General features: G+C 39.4%; 16 protein-coding genes. 13 read left to right on the forward strand and 3 right to left on the reverse strand.

What is annotated here, in order from left to right:
* Positions 1 to 25 precede the first annotated feature (25 nt).
* The 13 genes from C7D97_RS09165 (at position 26) to gloA (ending at position 12817) form a co-directional block, all read left to right on the forward strand.
* Positions 26 to 328: an ArsR/SmtB family transcription factor gene (locus tag C7D97_RS09165; RefSeq protein WP_105301728.1), complete on the forward strand. Its 303-nt coding sequence runs from the start codon at positions 26 to 28 to the stop codon at positions 326 to 328.
* A gap of 98 nt (positions 329 to 426) precedes the next feature.
* The gene (gene arsD, locus C7D97_RS09170; RefSeq protein WP_105301729.1) at positions 427 to 798 is read left to right on the forward strand and encodes an arsenite efflux transporter metallochaperone ArsD; all 372 of its coding nucleotides are present in this window, start codon (positions 427 to 429) and stop codon (positions 796 to 798) included.
* Between the two features lie 29 nt (positions 799 to 827).
* Complete coding sequence (gene arsA / locus C7D97_RS09175; RefSeq protein ID WP_105301730.1) at positions 828 to 2570, forward strand: arsenical pump-driving ATPase; 1743 nt, start codon at positions 828 to 830, stop codon at positions 2568 to 2570.
* Positions 2571 to 2576: 6 nt separating this feature from the next.
* Positions 2577 to 2993, forward strand: coding sequence for an arsenate reductase ArsC (locus tag C7D97_RS09180; protein WP_105301731.1), 417 nt, complete (start codon positions 2577 to 2579; stop codon positions 2991 to 2993).
* Positions 2990 to 4030, forward strand: a complete 1041-nt coding sequence (arsB, locus tag C7D97_RS09185) for an ACR3 family arsenite efflux transporter (RefSeq protein ID WP_105301732.1) — start codon at positions 2990 to 2992, stop codon at positions 4028 to 4030. The genes C7D97_RS09180 and arsB overlap by 4 nt, the downstream gene beginning before the upstream one ends.
* A 1045-nt stretch (positions 4031 to 5075) precedes the next feature.
* The gene (hydA, locus tag C7D97_RS09190) at positions 5076 to 6449 is read left to right on the forward strand and encodes a dihydropyrimidinase (protein ID WP_105301733.1); all 1374 of its coding nucleotides are present in this window, start codon (positions 5076 to 5078) and stop codon (positions 6447 to 6449) included.
* Positions 6450 to 6456: 7 nt separating this feature from the next.
* Entirely contained in the window at positions 6457 to 9090 is a 2634-nt protein-coding gene (gene xdh / locus C7D97_RS09195) for a selenium-dependent xanthine dehydrogenase (protein ID WP_105301734.1), read from the forward strand.
* Positions 9083 to 9784, forward strand: coding sequence for a selenium cofactor biosynthesis protein YqeC (gene yqeC, locus C7D97_RS09200; protein ID WP_105301735.1), 702 nt, complete (start codon positions 9083 to 9085; stop codon positions 9782 to 9784). Before xdh ends, yqeC begins: the two co-directional genes overlap by 8 nt.
* On the forward strand, positions 9774 to 10346 hold the full coding sequence (locus tag C7D97_RS09205; RefSeq protein ID WP_105301736.1) for a nucleotidyltransferase family protein: 573 nt from the start codon (positions 9774 to 9776) through the stop codon (positions 10344 to 10346). The genes yqeC and C7D97_RS09205 overlap by 11 nt, the downstream gene beginning before the upstream one ends.
* Entirely contained in the window at positions 10339 to 11142 is an 804-nt protein-coding gene (gene yqeB, locus C7D97_RS09210) for a selenium-dependent molybdenum cofactor biosynthesis protein YqeB (RefSeq protein WP_205408064.1), read from the forward strand. Before C7D97_RS09205 ends, yqeB begins: the two co-directional genes overlap by 8 nt.
* Positions 11139 to 11936, forward strand: coding sequence for an XdhC family protein (locus C7D97_RS09215; RefSeq protein WP_105301738.1), 798 nt, complete (start codon positions 11139 to 11141; stop codon positions 11934 to 11936). The genes yqeB and C7D97_RS09215 overlap by 4 nt, the downstream gene beginning before the upstream one ends.
* Positions 11937 to 12065: 129 nt before the next feature.
* Complete coding sequence (locus tag C7D97_RS09220; protein ID WP_105301739.1) at positions 12066 to 12311, forward strand: hypothetical protein; 246 nt, start codon at positions 12066 to 12068, stop codon at positions 12309 to 12311.
* Between the two features lie 125 nt (positions 12312 to 12436).
* Positions 12437 to 12817, forward strand: a complete 381-nt coding sequence (gene gloA / locus C7D97_RS09225) for a lactoylglutathione lyase (RefSeq protein WP_105301740.1) — start codon at positions 12437 to 12439, stop codon at positions 12815 to 12817.
* A gap of 40 nt (positions 12818 to 12857) precedes the next feature.
* Here gloA and C7D97_RS09230 read toward each other — a convergent pair whose 3' ends face one another.
* From C7D97_RS09230 to yedF, 3 genes are read right to left on the reverse strand one after another with little or no spacing between them, the layout of a single operon-like run.
* A complete protein-coding gene (locus tag C7D97_RS09230; RefSeq protein ID WP_105301741.1) occupies positions 12858 to 13994 on the reverse strand; it encodes an aminotransferase class V-fold PLP-dependent enzyme in 1137 nt (378 codons plus the stop codon).
* Positions 13984 to 14247 (reverse strand): putative Se/S carrier protein, encoded by a 264-nt coding sequence (locus tag C7D97_RS09235; protein ID WP_105301742.1) that lies wholly within the window; start codon positions 14245 to 14247, stop codon positions 13984 to 13986. The genes C7D97_RS09230 and C7D97_RS09235 overlap by 11 nt, the downstream gene beginning before the upstream one ends.
* Entirely contained in the window at positions 14241 to 14840 is a 600-nt protein-coding gene (gene yedF, locus C7D97_RS09240; RefSeq protein WP_105301743.1) for a sulfurtransferase-like selenium metabolism protein YedF, read from the reverse strand. Before yedF ends, C7D97_RS09235 begins: the two co-directional genes overlap by 7 nt.
* Positions 14841 to 14845 lie beyond the last annotated feature (5 nt).

Consider the following 14845-nt stretch of genomic DNA (forward strand, 5'->3'; position numbering starts at 1 on the left):
GAAAGATTTCTATATGAGGTGGATTATGAGTGTTGATTATGAAAATTTATCTAAAAAGCTAAGGGTGATTTCTGATCCTAAGAGGCTTAAGATTATTGATATGTTATCTTGTGATGAGCTTTGTGCTTGTGAGATACTTGAGAAATTTGATATTACTCAGCCTACCTTATCTTATGATATGAGAAAGCTTGAAGAAGCGGGTCTTATATCTAGCAGAAGAGAGGGGAAGAATACTTTCTACTCTTTAGATAAGGATAGTTTGGATGAGATTGAAGATAGCTTAAATTCTATATTTCATATCCAAGATGATTGTATTTGCAAGGAGTAAATCCAAAGCAAATATTTTTTACTCAAATATATAGAAGTATTTAAATATATCTATATGTATTTTCACATACAGGACGATTTTAAATTAAGGAGGATTTTATGAAGAAGATGTATATATATGAAGGCGCTATGTGTTGTTCAACAGGTGTATGTGGACCAAGTCCAGATGAGGAACTTATGAGAGTGTCTAGCCTAGTTGATAAGCTTAATAAAAGTGGGGCTAGCATTGAAAGATATAACTTAACTAACAATACTAAGGAGTTTGTGGAAAACAAAACTGTTAATAGTCTCCTAGAAGAAAAGGGTGAAGATGTCCTACCTCTTGTAATAGTGGATGATGAAGTTGTTATGACAGGTAAATACCCTAGCAACGAAGAGTTCTATGAAATGTTATTTTTATCTGATGATGCCAAAGAAGAGACAAGTAATGATAGTGGATCTTGCTGTTCAGGCGGAGGATGCTGCTGCTAATAATAAGAAGAAAAAGAAAGTGAGTCTAAATGAAACAATTTGATATCAAGGAAATTGACTTAACTAAATACTTATTTTTCACAGGAAAGGGAGGAGTCGGTAAGACTTCTACTGCCTGTGCTAGCGCAATAAGCCTAGCTGATGAGGGTAATGAAGTCCTATTAATTAGTACCGACCCTGCCTCAAACCTTCAAGATGTCTTTGAAACTGAGCTTGATAATAAGGGTGTGAGGATAGAAGGAGTGCCAGGTCTTACCGTTATAAACCTAGATCCTATAGAAGCTGCTAATGAATATAAGGAAAGCGTAGTAGGCCCTTATAGAGGGAAGTTACCTAAGAGTGTAATAGAAAATATGGAAGAGCAATTATCTGGATCTTGTACTGTTGAGATAGCTGCCTTTAATGAATTTTCTAAGTTTATAACTGATGCTGACCTAAAGGACAAATATGATTATATAATATTTGATACTGCACCAACAGGACATACCCTAAGGATGCTCCAACTACCTTCTGCTTGGACGAGCTTTATCAGCGAATCCACCCACGGAGCTTCATGTCTAGGTCAATTATCAGGTCTAGAAGATGAGAAAGAAACTTACAAACTCGCTGTGGATACCCTAGCTGATGGGAGTCTAACAAGCCTAGTATTAGTTACAAGAGCTGAGGAGACTCCTCTTCTTGAAGCAAATAGGGCCTCAGCTGAACTAGCAGAATTAGATATTAACAATCAAATCCTTATTATAAATGGCCTATTAGGTTCCTACGATGATGAAGTGTCAGAAGCTTTTTATAAAAAGCAAAAAGAAGCTCTAGATAAGATGCCAGAAGCTATCAAGGATCTTGAAAGGTACTTTATCCCACTTAGGGGATACAACTTAAATAGTATAGAAAATTTAAGGTCTCTTCTAATTGAGGATAAGGAAAACACTAGTGATGTAGATCTTGATATAAATGAAAGCACAAGTCTAAAAGATATTATAGATGACTTATACAAGAATGAGAAAAAAGTTATCTTTACCATGGGAAAGGGTGGTGTAGGAAAGACTACAATGGCATCTGCTATAGCCAAGGGACTTACAGCTAAGGGAGAGAAGGTCCATCTAACTACAACAGACCCAGCCAACCATTTGACTGGTATGATTCGCGAAGATGACTTGTTAACTATAAGCCATATAGATGAAGAAGAGGAGCTTAGAAAATACCAAGAAGAAGTTCTAGAAAATGCTAGAAAAACCATGTCTGATGAAGACTTAGAGTATATAAAAGAAGACTTAAGATCACCATGTACCCAAGAGATTGCTGTATTTAGAGCCTTTGCGGATGTGGTTGATAGGGCGGATGATGAGATTGTTGTAATTGATACAGCTCCAACAGGCCATACACTTCTGCTCCTAGATTCTACAGAATCCTATAATACAGAGATAGAAAAAAACCAAGGTAATGTTCCAGAATCAGCAAAGAAACTTCTCCCTAGACTAAAAAATAGTGATGAAACAGAAGTCCTAATTGTAACCCTTGCTGAGCCTACTCCCTTCTATGAGTCTGTAAGACTTGAAGAAGACCTAAAAAGAGCGGGGATTTATAGTAAGTGGTGGATTATAAATTCATCTATAGCTAAGACTGGCTCAACTAACAAGACCCTACAAGCTAAAGCTAATAGTGAGATAGAATGGATAAATAAGGTTGATGATCGTACAGATGGAAAGTTCATAATAATCCCATGGTCAAGTGATGAGATCAAGGGATCTAAGCTAGATAAATTAATTAAGTAGGTAGATATGACAGAAAAAACAAAAGTTGCCTTTATATGCGTTCACAATTCTTGCAGGTCTCAGATAGCTGAGGCCCTTGGCAAGAAATTTGCTGGAGATAAGATAGATTTTTACTCTGCAGGAACTGAGCTAGTACCTCAGATAAACCAAGATGCAGTAAGACTTATTAAAGAAATACATGGGATAGATATGGAAGAAAGCCACTATTCCAAGCTTATAGATGACCTACCAGTGGTCGATTATGTAATCTCTATGGGTTGCAATGTAGTATGCCCATTCCTTCCTTTCAAGCACAAAAAGTATGACTGGGGGATAGGAGATCCTACTGGCAAGTCTGATGAAGAGTTTGTCAAGGTAATAGAAGAAATCGAAGGGAAGTTAAAGGACTTAATCCGAGAGATAGATGAGGAGCTAGATAGATGAAAAAACAAGAAGATATAAGCTTTTTTGAAAAAAATCTTACACTTTGGGTTTTAATATGCATGGCTATAGGTGTTTTAATTGGACGCTTTATACCTGCTATTCCAGAGACTCTGGGAGAGTTTGAGTTTTATAATGTATCTATTCCAACAACCATACTTTTATGGATCATGATATATCCAATGATGCTAAAGATTGATTTTAATAGTATAAAAAATATCAGAAACAATCCTAAGGGTTTATTTATAACATGGATTGCCAACTGGGTTATCAAACCCTTTACTATGTACCTAATAGCTAGATTATTTTTCTTTGGGATTTACAAAAATATCATTAGTGGAGATCTAGCATCAGAGTACCTAGCAGGAGCAGTTTTGTTAGGGGCAGCTCCATGTACAGCCATGGTTTTTGTATGGAGTAAGCTAACAAGAGGGGATAGTGCCTATACCCTAGTTCAAGTGGCGAGCAATGACCTTATTATACTAATTGCCTATATACCAATAGTAAGCTTTTTACTAAAGAGGGGCAATATCAATATACCTTGGGGGACCCTACTTTTATCAATCATACTATTTATAGTAGTTCCTCTTATATTTAGTATCTTAACAAGAAGGCGTGTGATAAAAAATAAGGGTGAAGATTACTTAAATAATGAATTTATCCCATCATTTGATAAATACACTACGGTTGGGTTATTGCTAACTTTGATAATTATATTCTCATTCCAAGGAATGAAAATTATCGACCAACCTCTAAATATTGCTCTTATAGCTCTACCACTTATACTTCAAACCTTCTTTATATTTGCTATAACCTTTGGAATGGCATACCTTGCAAAATTGCCATATTCTATAGCTGCTCCATGCGGAATGATAGGAGCATCTAACTTCTTCGAACTAGCTGTAGCTGTTGCTATCTCGCTATTTGGCCTATCATCTGGTGCAACCCTTGCAACAGTAGTAGGAGTTTTGGTAGAAGTACCGGTAATGCTGCTCTTAGTAAGAATAGCAAACTCAATGGAAGATAAGTTTCACAGATAAGTATATAAATGTTTTTTAAGTTTTTTATAAGAATCAGTCTTAGTTGTACTAGGGCTGATTTTTATAATTGGCTATTATTTACTTATTTACGTAGATATAGCAATGCGAGAGGCTTCTCCACTGCGGTCGAAGCAAGGGAGAGGGAGAGAAAACTTTGTTTTCTTACCCCTTATGTCGAGCGTAGTCGAGACATCTCTTATCATATACTTTAATTTTATTAAAAATCACATCATCTCGCCACCTCGAAGAAAGCCCGTCCGGCTCTGAGAGGACTACGTGAGAGGTCTACAGAACTTTGGGGCGTGTATGATTTGAGATTTCGTTATTTAGTTATTTAGGTAGATAACTTGGACTTTTATATACACATGTCATCAAATACTGTAGATCTCTCGTCGCTTCGCTCTGTCGACGGTAGTTTGCGGGCTCAGAGGTAAGCCCGTCCGGCTCTAGGAGGACTTCGCCTCGCAAAGCCTCGATTAAGGAATTTCATTAGTTCGCTATGCTCACTGTGACAATTCCATTAGAGATGGCGGTAATTATGTGAATTACTATAATTCGAAGTTTTTAATTTCTTACACTTTTACTATAAGGCGTGAGGTTTCTCCACTTCGGTCGAAACAAGGGAAGGAGAGAGAAAACTTCGTTTTCTTACCCCTTATGTCGAGCGTAGTCGAGACATCTCTTCTCACATACTATGTTTTTATTAAAAATTCCTCATTCCGCCAACTCGAAAAAAGCCCGTCCGGCTTTGAGAGGACTAAGTGAGAGGTCTACAGCGTAAAAAGCCTTTTTTAATTTGTGATTTGTTTTTATTTTCCTTTATTTTCCAAGGAAGTATTAGCTAATATTTTAGTTTTCTTTGTTTTGATTTTGAGCAGAATAAACAAGGACATTTTCTAAATTATTCTAGAATAATCAAAATTTTTCCTATCTCCTCTTATATTTCTCTTAATTTTATGTTAGAATATATGTAAGTGTAAACGTTAACTTATGATGGGTTGGCTATAAATGTGATATGTTACATGTTATAACTTTAGGAGTTAGGATGAGTATTTTACTTAAAAATGCAAATATTATAGAAGAAGGAAACTTTATCCTTCGTGATATTTATATAGATGATGAGAAGATAAGTGAGATTAGTGATGAGATTAATCGAAGTGCCGATAGGGTGATTGATTGTAAGAAGCTTCTTACTTTGCCAGGTGGGGTGGATGTCCATACGCATTTGTCCCTGGATTTGGGCAAGTTTATTTCGATTGATGATTTCTATACGGGAACTAGGGCGGCAAGCTTTGGCGGGACTACTTCTATTGTAGATCATATAGCCTTTGGTCCGAGAGATTCTCTCGTGGGAGAGATGATTAAGAAGTATCACAAGATGGCTGATGGAGCTGCTGTGATTGATTATTCTTTCCATGGGGCTATACAGAAGGCAAGTGATGCCATTCTTGATGAGATGGAAGAGCTTTTTGGTCAAGGGATTGTTTCTACTAAGATCTATACGACTTATGGAGGCAAGCTCGATGATGGAAAGATGCTTAAGGTTCTTAGAAAGGCTAAGGAGACTGGAACGGTAGTTTGTGTTCATTGTGAAAACGATGGCATGATAGCTGAGCTTAGGAAAGAGGCGGAAGAGGCTAAGAATTTCGCTCCGATTTTTCACGCCAAGACTAGACCTAGCGAAGCAGAAGCAGAAGCTATTAATAGGCTTATTTATTTGAGCGAGCTTGCAGGTTTCCCTAAGCTTTATATAGTCCACACTTCTTCAAAGTTAGGTCTTGAAGAGATTAGAAATGCGAGAAAACGTGGAGTGAAGAACCTCTACTGTGAGACTTGTACCCAGTATTTGACCTATACGGACAAGAAGTATGAGGAAGGCGGCCCAAGCGAAGGAGTCAAGTACATTTGTGCTCCTCCTCTTAGGAAAGATACGGATGTAGAAGCCTTGTGGGAGGGAGTAGCTGATGGGACTGTTGATGTTATAGCAACTGATCACTGCCCTTTCTATTACGAAAGCGAGAAGCTTCCTTACAAGGATGATTTTCTAAATGCTCCAGGAGGGATTCCAGGAATCGAGGAGAGGATGGAAGTTGTACTTACAGAGGGAATCCGTAGGGGAATTAGTCCTGGAAGGCTAGTCGACTTACTTTGTACAAATCCTAGCAAGATTTTCGGTCTTTCTTATAAGAAAGGAAGTATCGAAGTAGGTAAGGATGCAGATCTTGTTGTATTTGATGAGAAGACTTACACGATTAGCCAGGAAAATAGGCATTCTGCTTGCGATTATACGACCTATGAGGGCTTTGAGTCTGACTATAAGGTAAAGCTTGTTATAGCAAGGGGTCAAGTGATTTTGGAAGATGATAAGAACTACGGCGAGAAGGGCCGAGGGAAATTTATAGATAGAAAGTTTATTTAGGTGAATTATGACAAATATATTGGTAGGAGATAGGATTAAGGATACTGATCCTATAATTGTTAAGATAAATGGCAAAAGATACGAGACCTATGAGGATAAGACTCTTCTTAGGTTCTTGCGTGATGACTTACATATTACATCAGTGAAGGACGGTTGTTCCCAAGGTGCTTGCGGAACTTGTACTGTCCTTGTTGGAGATAGCAAGAAACCTTCTTGTACCCAGAAGCTTTCTAAGCTTAAGGATGAGGAAATCCTTACCATAGAGGGTCTCACAGAACTTGAGAAGAAGGCCTTTGTCCATGCTTTCTCTAAGGCTGGAGCGGTCCAATGTGGTTTTTGTACACCAGGAATGGTGATGAGCGGGGCTGCTATCATTAGAAAGAATCCAAATCCTAGCGAGGATGAGATTAAGGCAGGCATCAAGCAAAATATCTGTAGATGTACAGGTTATGTCAAAATCATCGAAGGAATCAAGTTTGCTTCTGAAATCATAAATGGAAATATTGAAATTACTAGTGACGAAAAGGACAGGGTCAAGGTTGGAGATGAATTTATAAGAATCGATGCCCACGATAAGGTCCTAGGTATAGGCGAATATGTCGATGATATGATCTTTGATGATATGAAGGTAGGATCTGCTATTAGAAGCAAGTTCCCAAGAGCCAAGGTCTTAAAGATCGATACGACTAAGGCGGAGGCCCTTCCTGGAGTAATAGGAGTCCTAACTGCCAAAGATGTGCCAAACAACAAGGTAGGCCATATCTTCCAAGATTGGGATGTCTTTATTGAAGAGGGGGATATCACAAGATATGAAGGAGATGCACTTTGTCTTGTGGTTGCAGAAAATGATAAGGTCCTTGCTGAGGCTAAAAAATTAGTTGAAATCGAATACGAAGAGCTAGAGCCAATTTCTTCAATCGAAGAAGCGGAAGATCCAGAAGCTCCTTTCATCCACCCAACTGGCAATCTCTGCCAAGAAAGACACGTGAGCCGTGGCAATGCGGAAGAAGCTTTCAAGAAATGTAAATATATAGTAGAAGAAACTTACACGACTCCTTTTACCGAGCATGCTTTTCTTGAGCCAGAATGTGCTATCGCGGAGCCAATGGGTGATGGGGTAAAGATTTATACCACAGACCAATCTGTCTATGATACTAGAAAAGAGACCCTTATTATGTTTGGCTGGGAAGATCAGCCAGAAAGAGTTGTGGTAGAAAATAAGCTAATTGGAGGAGCTTTTGGGGGCAAGGAAGATGTATCTTGCCAGCACATTGCAGCTCTTGCAGCTTACAAGTTCCAAGAAAGGGTCAAGATTAAGTTTAGCCGTGACGAATCCTTGAAGTTCCATCCGAAAAGACACCCAATGGTTGGGACTTTCAAGCTAGGCTGTGACGAAGAGGGCAATTTCCTAGCTATGAAGGCTACGATCAAGATGGACACAGGAGCCTACGCTTCTCTCTGTGGACCAGTTTTAGAGCGAGCTTGTACCCACTCTGTAGGACCTTACCATTACGAGAATACCGAAATCGACGGCTATGGATATTATACGAACAATCCTCCAGCAGGAGCCTTCAGAGGCTTTGGAGTTTGCCAATCGAACTTTGCCTTCGAGAGCAATATCAATCTCTTGGCAGAAAAGGTGGGCATTTCTCCTTGGGAAATAAGATACAAAAATGCCATTAGACCTGGCGAGGTCCTTCCTAATGGGCAGATCGCAGACTCCTCTACTGCCCTTGTCGAAACTCTAGAGGCGGCTAAGGAAATCTTTGAAGAAAACGAAGACAGGGCAGGGATTGCCTGCGCTATGAAAAACGCCGGAGTCGGTGTAGGCCTTCCTGATAAGGGTAGGGCAAAGATTGTCGTTGAAGATGGATTGGCGAGAGTATATTGTGCGGCAAGTGATTTGGGCCAAGGAGCGCAAACTGTCTTTAAGCAAATGGTCCTAGATATATTAGAACTTCGTCCAGATCAAGTTAGGATAATCCATCCAAACTCAGCCAACTCACCAGATTCCGGTACATCATCAGGATCTCGTCAGACATTGATCTCTGGTGAAGCCATAAAGAAAGTTTCTGAAAAGCTTAAGAAGGACTTAGATGAGGCCTCTGATATAAGTGACCTTAATGGCAAGGAATATTTCCACGAATATTTCGATCCTACAGATCCACTGGGATCTGAAAAGGAAAATCCAGTAAGCCACGTCGCTTACGGTTTTTCTACGAATGTGGTAATATTAAATGATGACGGGACTGTTAGAAAAGTCTTTGCTGCAACCGATGCCGGCAAGGTCATAAATCCTAAGGCTATCGAAGGTCAGCTTGAGGGAGGAATAGTAATGGGTCTAGGCTACGCCCTTACAGAAAACTTCAAGCTAGATAAATCCAAGGTCAAGGCCAAATATGGAACACTTGGCCTTTGGAGAGCGCCAATGATTCCAGAAATAGAGACTGTCTTTGTAAGTAAGCCAGACGATCGCTTGCTAGATAGGGCCTTTGGTGCCAAGGGAGTAGGAGAGATTGCGACAATTCCGATTGCTCCAGCAGCCCAAGGAGCCTACTACAAGCTTGACGGAATCCTAAGACGTGATTTTCCAATGGCTGATACGGCTTATAGCAAACCAAGGAAGAAATTTGATGACTAAAATAGAAGAAATATTTGATATTCAAAAAAATGATATAATTTCAATAACAGGATCTGGGGGCAAGACGAGTCTTATGACTTATCTTGCCCTTAGCTTGTCAAGAAAGGGCAGGGTCCTTATGACGACTTCTACCAAAATCGCCCTGCCTAAAGATCCAAACTACACGACCTATACTTCTTTTGATTCTTATGTAAATGATAGGTCAGAGAGGATAGTATCTTTGGGAGAGGAAGTTTCTGGCAAGGGGAAGCTAAAGAGTGTGGGATATGATAATCTTAAGGAAGTTCTTGATGATTTTGATTATGTCTTGATAGAAGCAGATGGTTGTAGGAATCTTCCCCTTAAGTTTTGGTATGATTACGAGCCTGTAATTTATGATTTTACGACAAAAGCTATAGGGGTTTTGCCTATTAAAATTATAGGACGTGAGCTTAAGGAAGATTTTACTTATAATTATAAGGGCTTTTCAAAAAATATAGGGACTGGTATCATAGATTCTAAGATGATAAGAAGATTAATCGCTTATGATAAGGGTTTCTATAAGGGATTTGATGGAGGGAAATATCTTTTCCTAAACCAGGTAGAAAGCGAGAGAGACTTTGCAAATGTCCGTAAGATCAGGGAGGATTTTGATTTTCCTGATATTAAATTATCCTATGGATCGATTAAGGAGGAAAAGTTTTATGAAAATTAATGCCATATTAATGGCCTCAGGCCTATCTAAAAGGATGGGAGAGAACAAACTGATGTTAAAATTTAAGGGAAAGAAAATCTACGAGCATACTCTAGATCTCTTGGAGGAAGTAGGATTTGATGAGGTTATAGTCGCCACTTCCTACGAAGAAATCCTAGAAGATGCAAGGTCTAGGGACTTTGTGGCTATTTGTAATACTGATAATGAGATCGGCAAATCTTCATCAATCAAGCTTGGTGTAAGGGAGACCGATGAAGACGCCAACATGATGTTTTTTGTTGCAGACCAGCCCCTTCTTAGGAAAGAAACTTGCGAGAAACTAATCGAATCCTTTAAGAAAAAGAATCTTATGACCTATCCTGTAGTAGGGATGAGAAGGGGAGCGCCGGTGATTTTTCCTGCTAGCTACAGGGATAAGCTTTTAAGCCTTGAAGATGATCAAGGAGGAATGATCTTTGCCAAAGACGGCAAGACTAACAAGGTCCCAATAGAAAACGAAGACGAGCTATTGGATATTGATACCATAGAAGCCTACGAGAATTTAAGGCGTGACCATGAATAAGAATCTCGTAATAGTAAGGGGCGGAGGAGATGTCGCAACAGGGACTATCCAGAAGCTTAAGAGAGTTGGCTTTGACGTCTTGGTCCTAGAAATCGAAAGACCAACCTGTATCAGAAGAAATGTCGCAGTAGCTCAGGCGATCTTTGAGGGAGAAATAAAGATCGAAGATATAAGGGCAGTTTACTCTAAAGATAGGTCTCAAATGGAAAAAGCCTTTGCAGAAGATAAGATTGCTGTAACAATTGACCCTAAGGGAAGATTCATAGAAGAGATGGAGCCTATCTGTGTGATAGATGGGATCTTAGCTAAGAAAAACCTCGGGACTAACAAGGACATGGCTCCTATAACCATAGGACTTGGACCTGGTTTTTCCGCTGGTGAAGACGTGGACTTGGTCATAGAAACCAATAGGGGCCACGATTTGGGCAGACTAATATTTGAAGGACCTGCCGCCCTAAACACCGGTAATCCTGGCAATATCAACGGATTTACGACAGAAAGAATCCTAAGATCTACAGGAGATGGTAGGCTTCATATCCTAAAAGATTTAGGCTCAGTTGTAAAGAAGGGAGAAGCGGTTGCGATAGTCTCCGGTAAGGAAATCTACGCGGGCCTTGACGGAATGGTTCGTGGTATGATCAATGAAGGGATTGAAGTGACTAAGGGGATGAAGGTCGGAGATGTCGACCCTAGAGTGATTCCTCGTAATGTGGCTACTATTTCTGATAAGGCTAGGCTAATCGGCGGAGGGAGTCTTGAGGGACTTCTCATAATGAAAAGAAGGAAGGGTCTATGAAGGCAGATATTTTAGAGAAAATTTATGAAGAAAACAGAAAGGGGAAGGATGCAGCCCTGGTATTTTTGATAGAAAACAAGGGCTCTACTCCAGGAGAAGATAACTCCCTAATGGCTGTCACATCAGATGGAAAGTCCTTCGGTACAATTGGCGGAGGCAAAATTGAGGCTGATGTCATAAGAAGGTGTATGGAAGGCTTTGCTAAGGGAGAATCCTTCGAGTTTGACTACAACCTATCCAAAAATGGAGAGCTTAAGATGAGCTGCGGGGGAAATTCGAGAGGATTTGTAAAATACTTCAAGGCAGCTAATCGCCTTATGATTTTTGGCGCAGGCCACATTTCCCAGAAGCTAGCGAGGGTTGCTACAAAGACTAACTTTGAAGTTACAGTAATAGATGATAGAAGTGAATTTAGGCAAAATCCTGACTTTAGTGAAATCAAAGACTATATCGATGATCCAATAGAAGATGCAGTAGAAAAAATCGGCTTTGATAAGGATAAGACCTATATAGTCCTATGTAACAGAGGTCACGCCTACGATTCTAAGACCCTTAGGAAAATAATAGATAAAGACTTCCACTACCTGGGTATGATTGCCTCAAAGGCCAAGGTTATAAGAGTATTCAATGAACTTGAAGAAGAGGGCTTTAAGAGAGAAGACTTGGATAAAATCTACACTCCTATAGGACTTGACCTAGACAATGGTTCTGTAGAGGAGATTGCAATTTCAATTATGGCAGAGATTTTGATGGTTAAAAATAAAAAGACTGGTGAAATCCAGAAACTCCATTAAAACGCTAAAGATAATAATGCTAATAGCCTTCCTTATAGGAAGTTTTTATAATTTTAGGATGGGCTATTCAAATGAAATTAGAATTAAATAAAGGCGACTTTTCTAATAATTATAGGAGCCTATTCTATTTTGATCCTTATAATGGCTGGAAAAAAGGATGGAAGTTTATTTGGATTCATCCTAGCCCTATCGACAATCATGCTTCTCGTAAGTATCATCCTAAGTCGAGGAGTAAGAAAAGATGGCTTTGTCGTAATGAGTGGAGCCAGTCCCCTTCTTATCCTCTTAAAGCTAAGCGATATCAAGGATATAAGCTTAGTTGAAAATAAGGCAGGAATTAAGCTTACTATCAAGCAAGGGGCAGCTATTTTGTAGAATATTTTAAGAGGAAAGACATGAAAAAGCTAGAAGAATTTATTGCGGGCTTACAGAAAAAGTAAGGCTAAAAAGCTAAGTGAATAATAATTTCGCTTTTGGTTATAAATAGACTAGGAGGATATATGAAATTTTTACACACAATGATTAGAGTTAAGGACCTTGATAAGTCCTATAAGTTTTATACAGAAGAGTTGGGTTTTGTTGAAAGTAGGAGAAAGGAATTTCCAGACAAGAAATTCGACCTTGTTTACCTAAAGCTACCTGCTTCACCTGATTATGAATTGGAACTAACTTACAATTACGACCAAGAAGAAGCCTACGATTTAGGAAATGGCTACGGCCACATTGCAATCTCTAACCCTGATATCAAGTCTTTTAGAAAAGAGTTAAGCGATAAGGGCTATGAGGTTACAGAACTTAGAGGCCTAAGCGACAATTCAGATAAGTACTTTTTCGTAACAGATCCAGATGGATACAAGATTGAAATTATTGAGAAAAAATAATAAAAAAATTAAAAGGGCTGGCGGATTAAATCTGCTGGCCCTATTTATATATTTGGGATATCTCTCTTAGGGCAAGGATTGCCCTATCGACTTCCTCATTCGTGTTAAAGTATGAGAAGGAAAATCTCACTATGCCCTGTCTTTCTGTAGCAAAATGCCTATGGATTAGGGGAGCGCAATGGGAGCCGGGTCTTGTTTGGATATTGTAGTCCTCATCGAGGATGAGGGAGATTTCATCTGAGGGAATATTTCCAATATTAAAGGAAACCAGGCTTGTTTTAAGACAGGCTGGGCCCTTGGAGTAGAACTTAAGGTCAGGGATTTCTTCGATCCCTAGGTAGAATCTTTTCGCAAGCTCTCTTACTTTTTTATTTATCTTATCAATGCCCTCATTTAGGATGTAGTCGACTCCTGCCCTTAGGGCTATTTGACCTAGGAAGTTGGCCGTTCCTGCTTCAAATATTTGGGGAAAGGAAGGGGGCATGGTCTCCCTGAAAGAATCTATCCCGCTACCTCCGGCAAATACTTGATCAAAGGGAAAGTTTCCATTTTTGATAAGTCCACCCGTCCCGCTAGGCCCGTAAAGTGACTTGTGCCCTGTAAAGGCGAAGAGGGAGTTTTCATATTTTCCCATATCGATATCGATAAGGCCCAGGCTTTGGGAAGAGTCTACTATCATTATTAGCTCGTTTTCTCTGGCAAAGTCATAGACCCTATCCAGGTCCTTGACATCTCCTAAAAGATTTGATGCGGAATTTATTATTAGATATTTGGTATTTTTCCTTAAAAGCTTGGGAAGATCTTGGTATTTAAGATTGAAATTCTCATCAAAATCCACGAAGGAAATATCAGCGCCTGTTTGATAGAGGGGGCGGAGGATAGAGTTGTGTTCTGTAGTCGAGGTGATGATGTGATCATCCTTGTTTACCAAGGACTTGATGGCAAAGTTTAGGGCGAAGGTGGCATTTTCTGTAAGGAGGATATCTGAGGGATTTTCAATATGGCAAAGACTTGCCAAGGACTTTTTCGTATCAAAGATTGCCATCATGGAGTTTTGAGATAGCATGTGGCCGGACCTTGATGGATTGCCGTAATTTCCAGACGAAATCACTTCAACTAGCTTATCTGTCACAGCCTTGGGCTTGTGGATAGTCGTAGCAGCATTATCAAAATACATATCTGGATATTACCCTCCTCCCATTTTTATCTCGCTCCATAAGAAAAATCCCATCATAATCACTTTCCTCTAGGATGGCTAAGGCCTTAGTTAAATCTTTTTCTCTTATTCTTAAAGCATAGCCACAGCCAGCATCGATTTCTGGAGGCAAGGGGATTAGCCTTGCCTTATCGAAATCTTTTATTTTATCGAGGGCGGCTGCAGGATCTTCGAACTTCTCGAAGGAGAAAAGTACGAAATCTTCTCCTAGCATGGACTAACTGTGTGGTAGCTTCTTAGGATTTCGACAATCTTATACATATTTGTAATCTCTCCTACAGCAAGTTTCTCTTTTAGCTTGTAATTTCCCAGACAAAGGCCACAAGATAAGATTTCTACGCCTTTTTCTTCGAGGCTCTTGAGGTCTTCTATTGTCTTTTCATTTGCTGCTGTAAGAAAAACTCCTCTGTTGTAGAAAATTACCTTTTCTGGAAGCTTATCTTGTTCTGTAAGGGCATAGATGAAACCTTCAAGTAGGCTCTTTGAGAAGTCCTCATCGCCCTTACCCATTCTATCATCAGAGATTGCTACAACATAGGAAGATGTATCAATTTTATTTCCTTCTTCTGATACTTCTTCTTTGCTTTGGGCGTTTTTCTTAAGACTTACCCTGTAGATTCCGTCTTCGATTTTCTCAGAAGATGAGTCTATTTTAAGTTCCTTGGCCATCTTGGCTAGATTTTGGGTTGCTACTTCGTTATCTACTAGGATTTCGAATTCTACTTCTTCTGGATTTTCCTTGATTAACTTCTTTGTTTCAATTACTGGTATTGGGCAAACTTTGCCTAAACAATCAATTTTTTTCATAATAG

The organism is Anaerococcus marasmi (assembly GCF_900290195.1).
Taxonomy (GTDB): domain Bacteria; phylum Bacillota; class Clostridia; order Tissierellales; family Peptoniphilaceae; genus Anaerococcus; species Anaerococcus marasmi.

Coding starts and splice junctions, on each gene's coding strand:
- hydA (WP_105301733.1), top strand. CDS start 5,076: ATGAGTATTTTACTTAAAAATGCAAATATTATAGAAGAAGGAAACTTT.
- arsB (WP_105301732.1), top strand. CDS start 2,990: ATGAAAAAACAAGAAGATATAAGCTTTTTTGAAAAAAATCTTACACTT.
- C7D97_RS09205 (WP_105301736.1), top strand. CDS start 9,774: ATGAAAATTAATGCCATATTAATGGCCTCAGGCCTATCTAAAAGGATG.
- C7D97_RS09180 (WP_105301731.1), top strand. CDS start 2,577: ATGACAGAAAAAACAAAAGTTGCCTTTATATGCGTTCACAATTCTTGC.
- xdh (WP_105301734.1), top strand. CDS start 6,457: ATGACAAATATATTGGTAGGAGATAGGATTAAGGATACTGATCCTATA.
- arsD (WP_105301729.1), top strand. CDS start 427: ATGAAGAAGATGTATATATATGAAGGCGCTATGTGTTGTTCAACAGGT.
- gloA (WP_105301740.1), top strand. CDS start 12,437: ATGAAATTTTTACACACAATGATTAGAGTTAAGGACCTTGATAAGTCC.
- yqeC (WP_105301735.1), top strand. CDS start 9,083: ATGACTAAAATAGAAGAAATATTTGATATTCAAAAAAATGATATAATT.
- yqeB (WP_205408064.1), top strand. CDS start 10,339: ATGAATAAGAATCTCGTAATAGTAAGGGGCGGAGGAGATGTCGCAACA.
- C7D97_RS09165 (WP_105301728.1), top strand. CDS start 26: ATGAGTGTTGATTATGAAAATTTATCTAAAAAGCTAAGGGTGATTTCT.
- C7D97_RS09230 (WP_105301741.1), bottom strand. CDS start 13,994: ATGTATTTTGATAATGCTGCTACGACTATCCACAAGCCCAAGGCTGTG.
- arsA (WP_105301730.1), top strand. CDS start 828: ATGAAACAATTTGATATCAAGGAAATTGACTTAACTAAATACTTATTT.
- C7D97_RS09215 (WP_105301738.1), top strand. CDS start 11,139: ATGAAGGCAGATATTTTAGAGAAAATTTATGAAGAAAACAGAAAGGGG.
- C7D97_RS09235 (WP_105301742.1), bottom strand. CDS start 14,247: ATGCTAGGAGAAGATTTCGTACTTTTCTCCTTCGAGAAGTTCGAAGAT.
- yedF (WP_105301743.1), bottom strand. CDS start 14,840: ATGAAAAAAATTGATTGTTTAGGCAAAGTTTGCCCAATACCAGTAATT.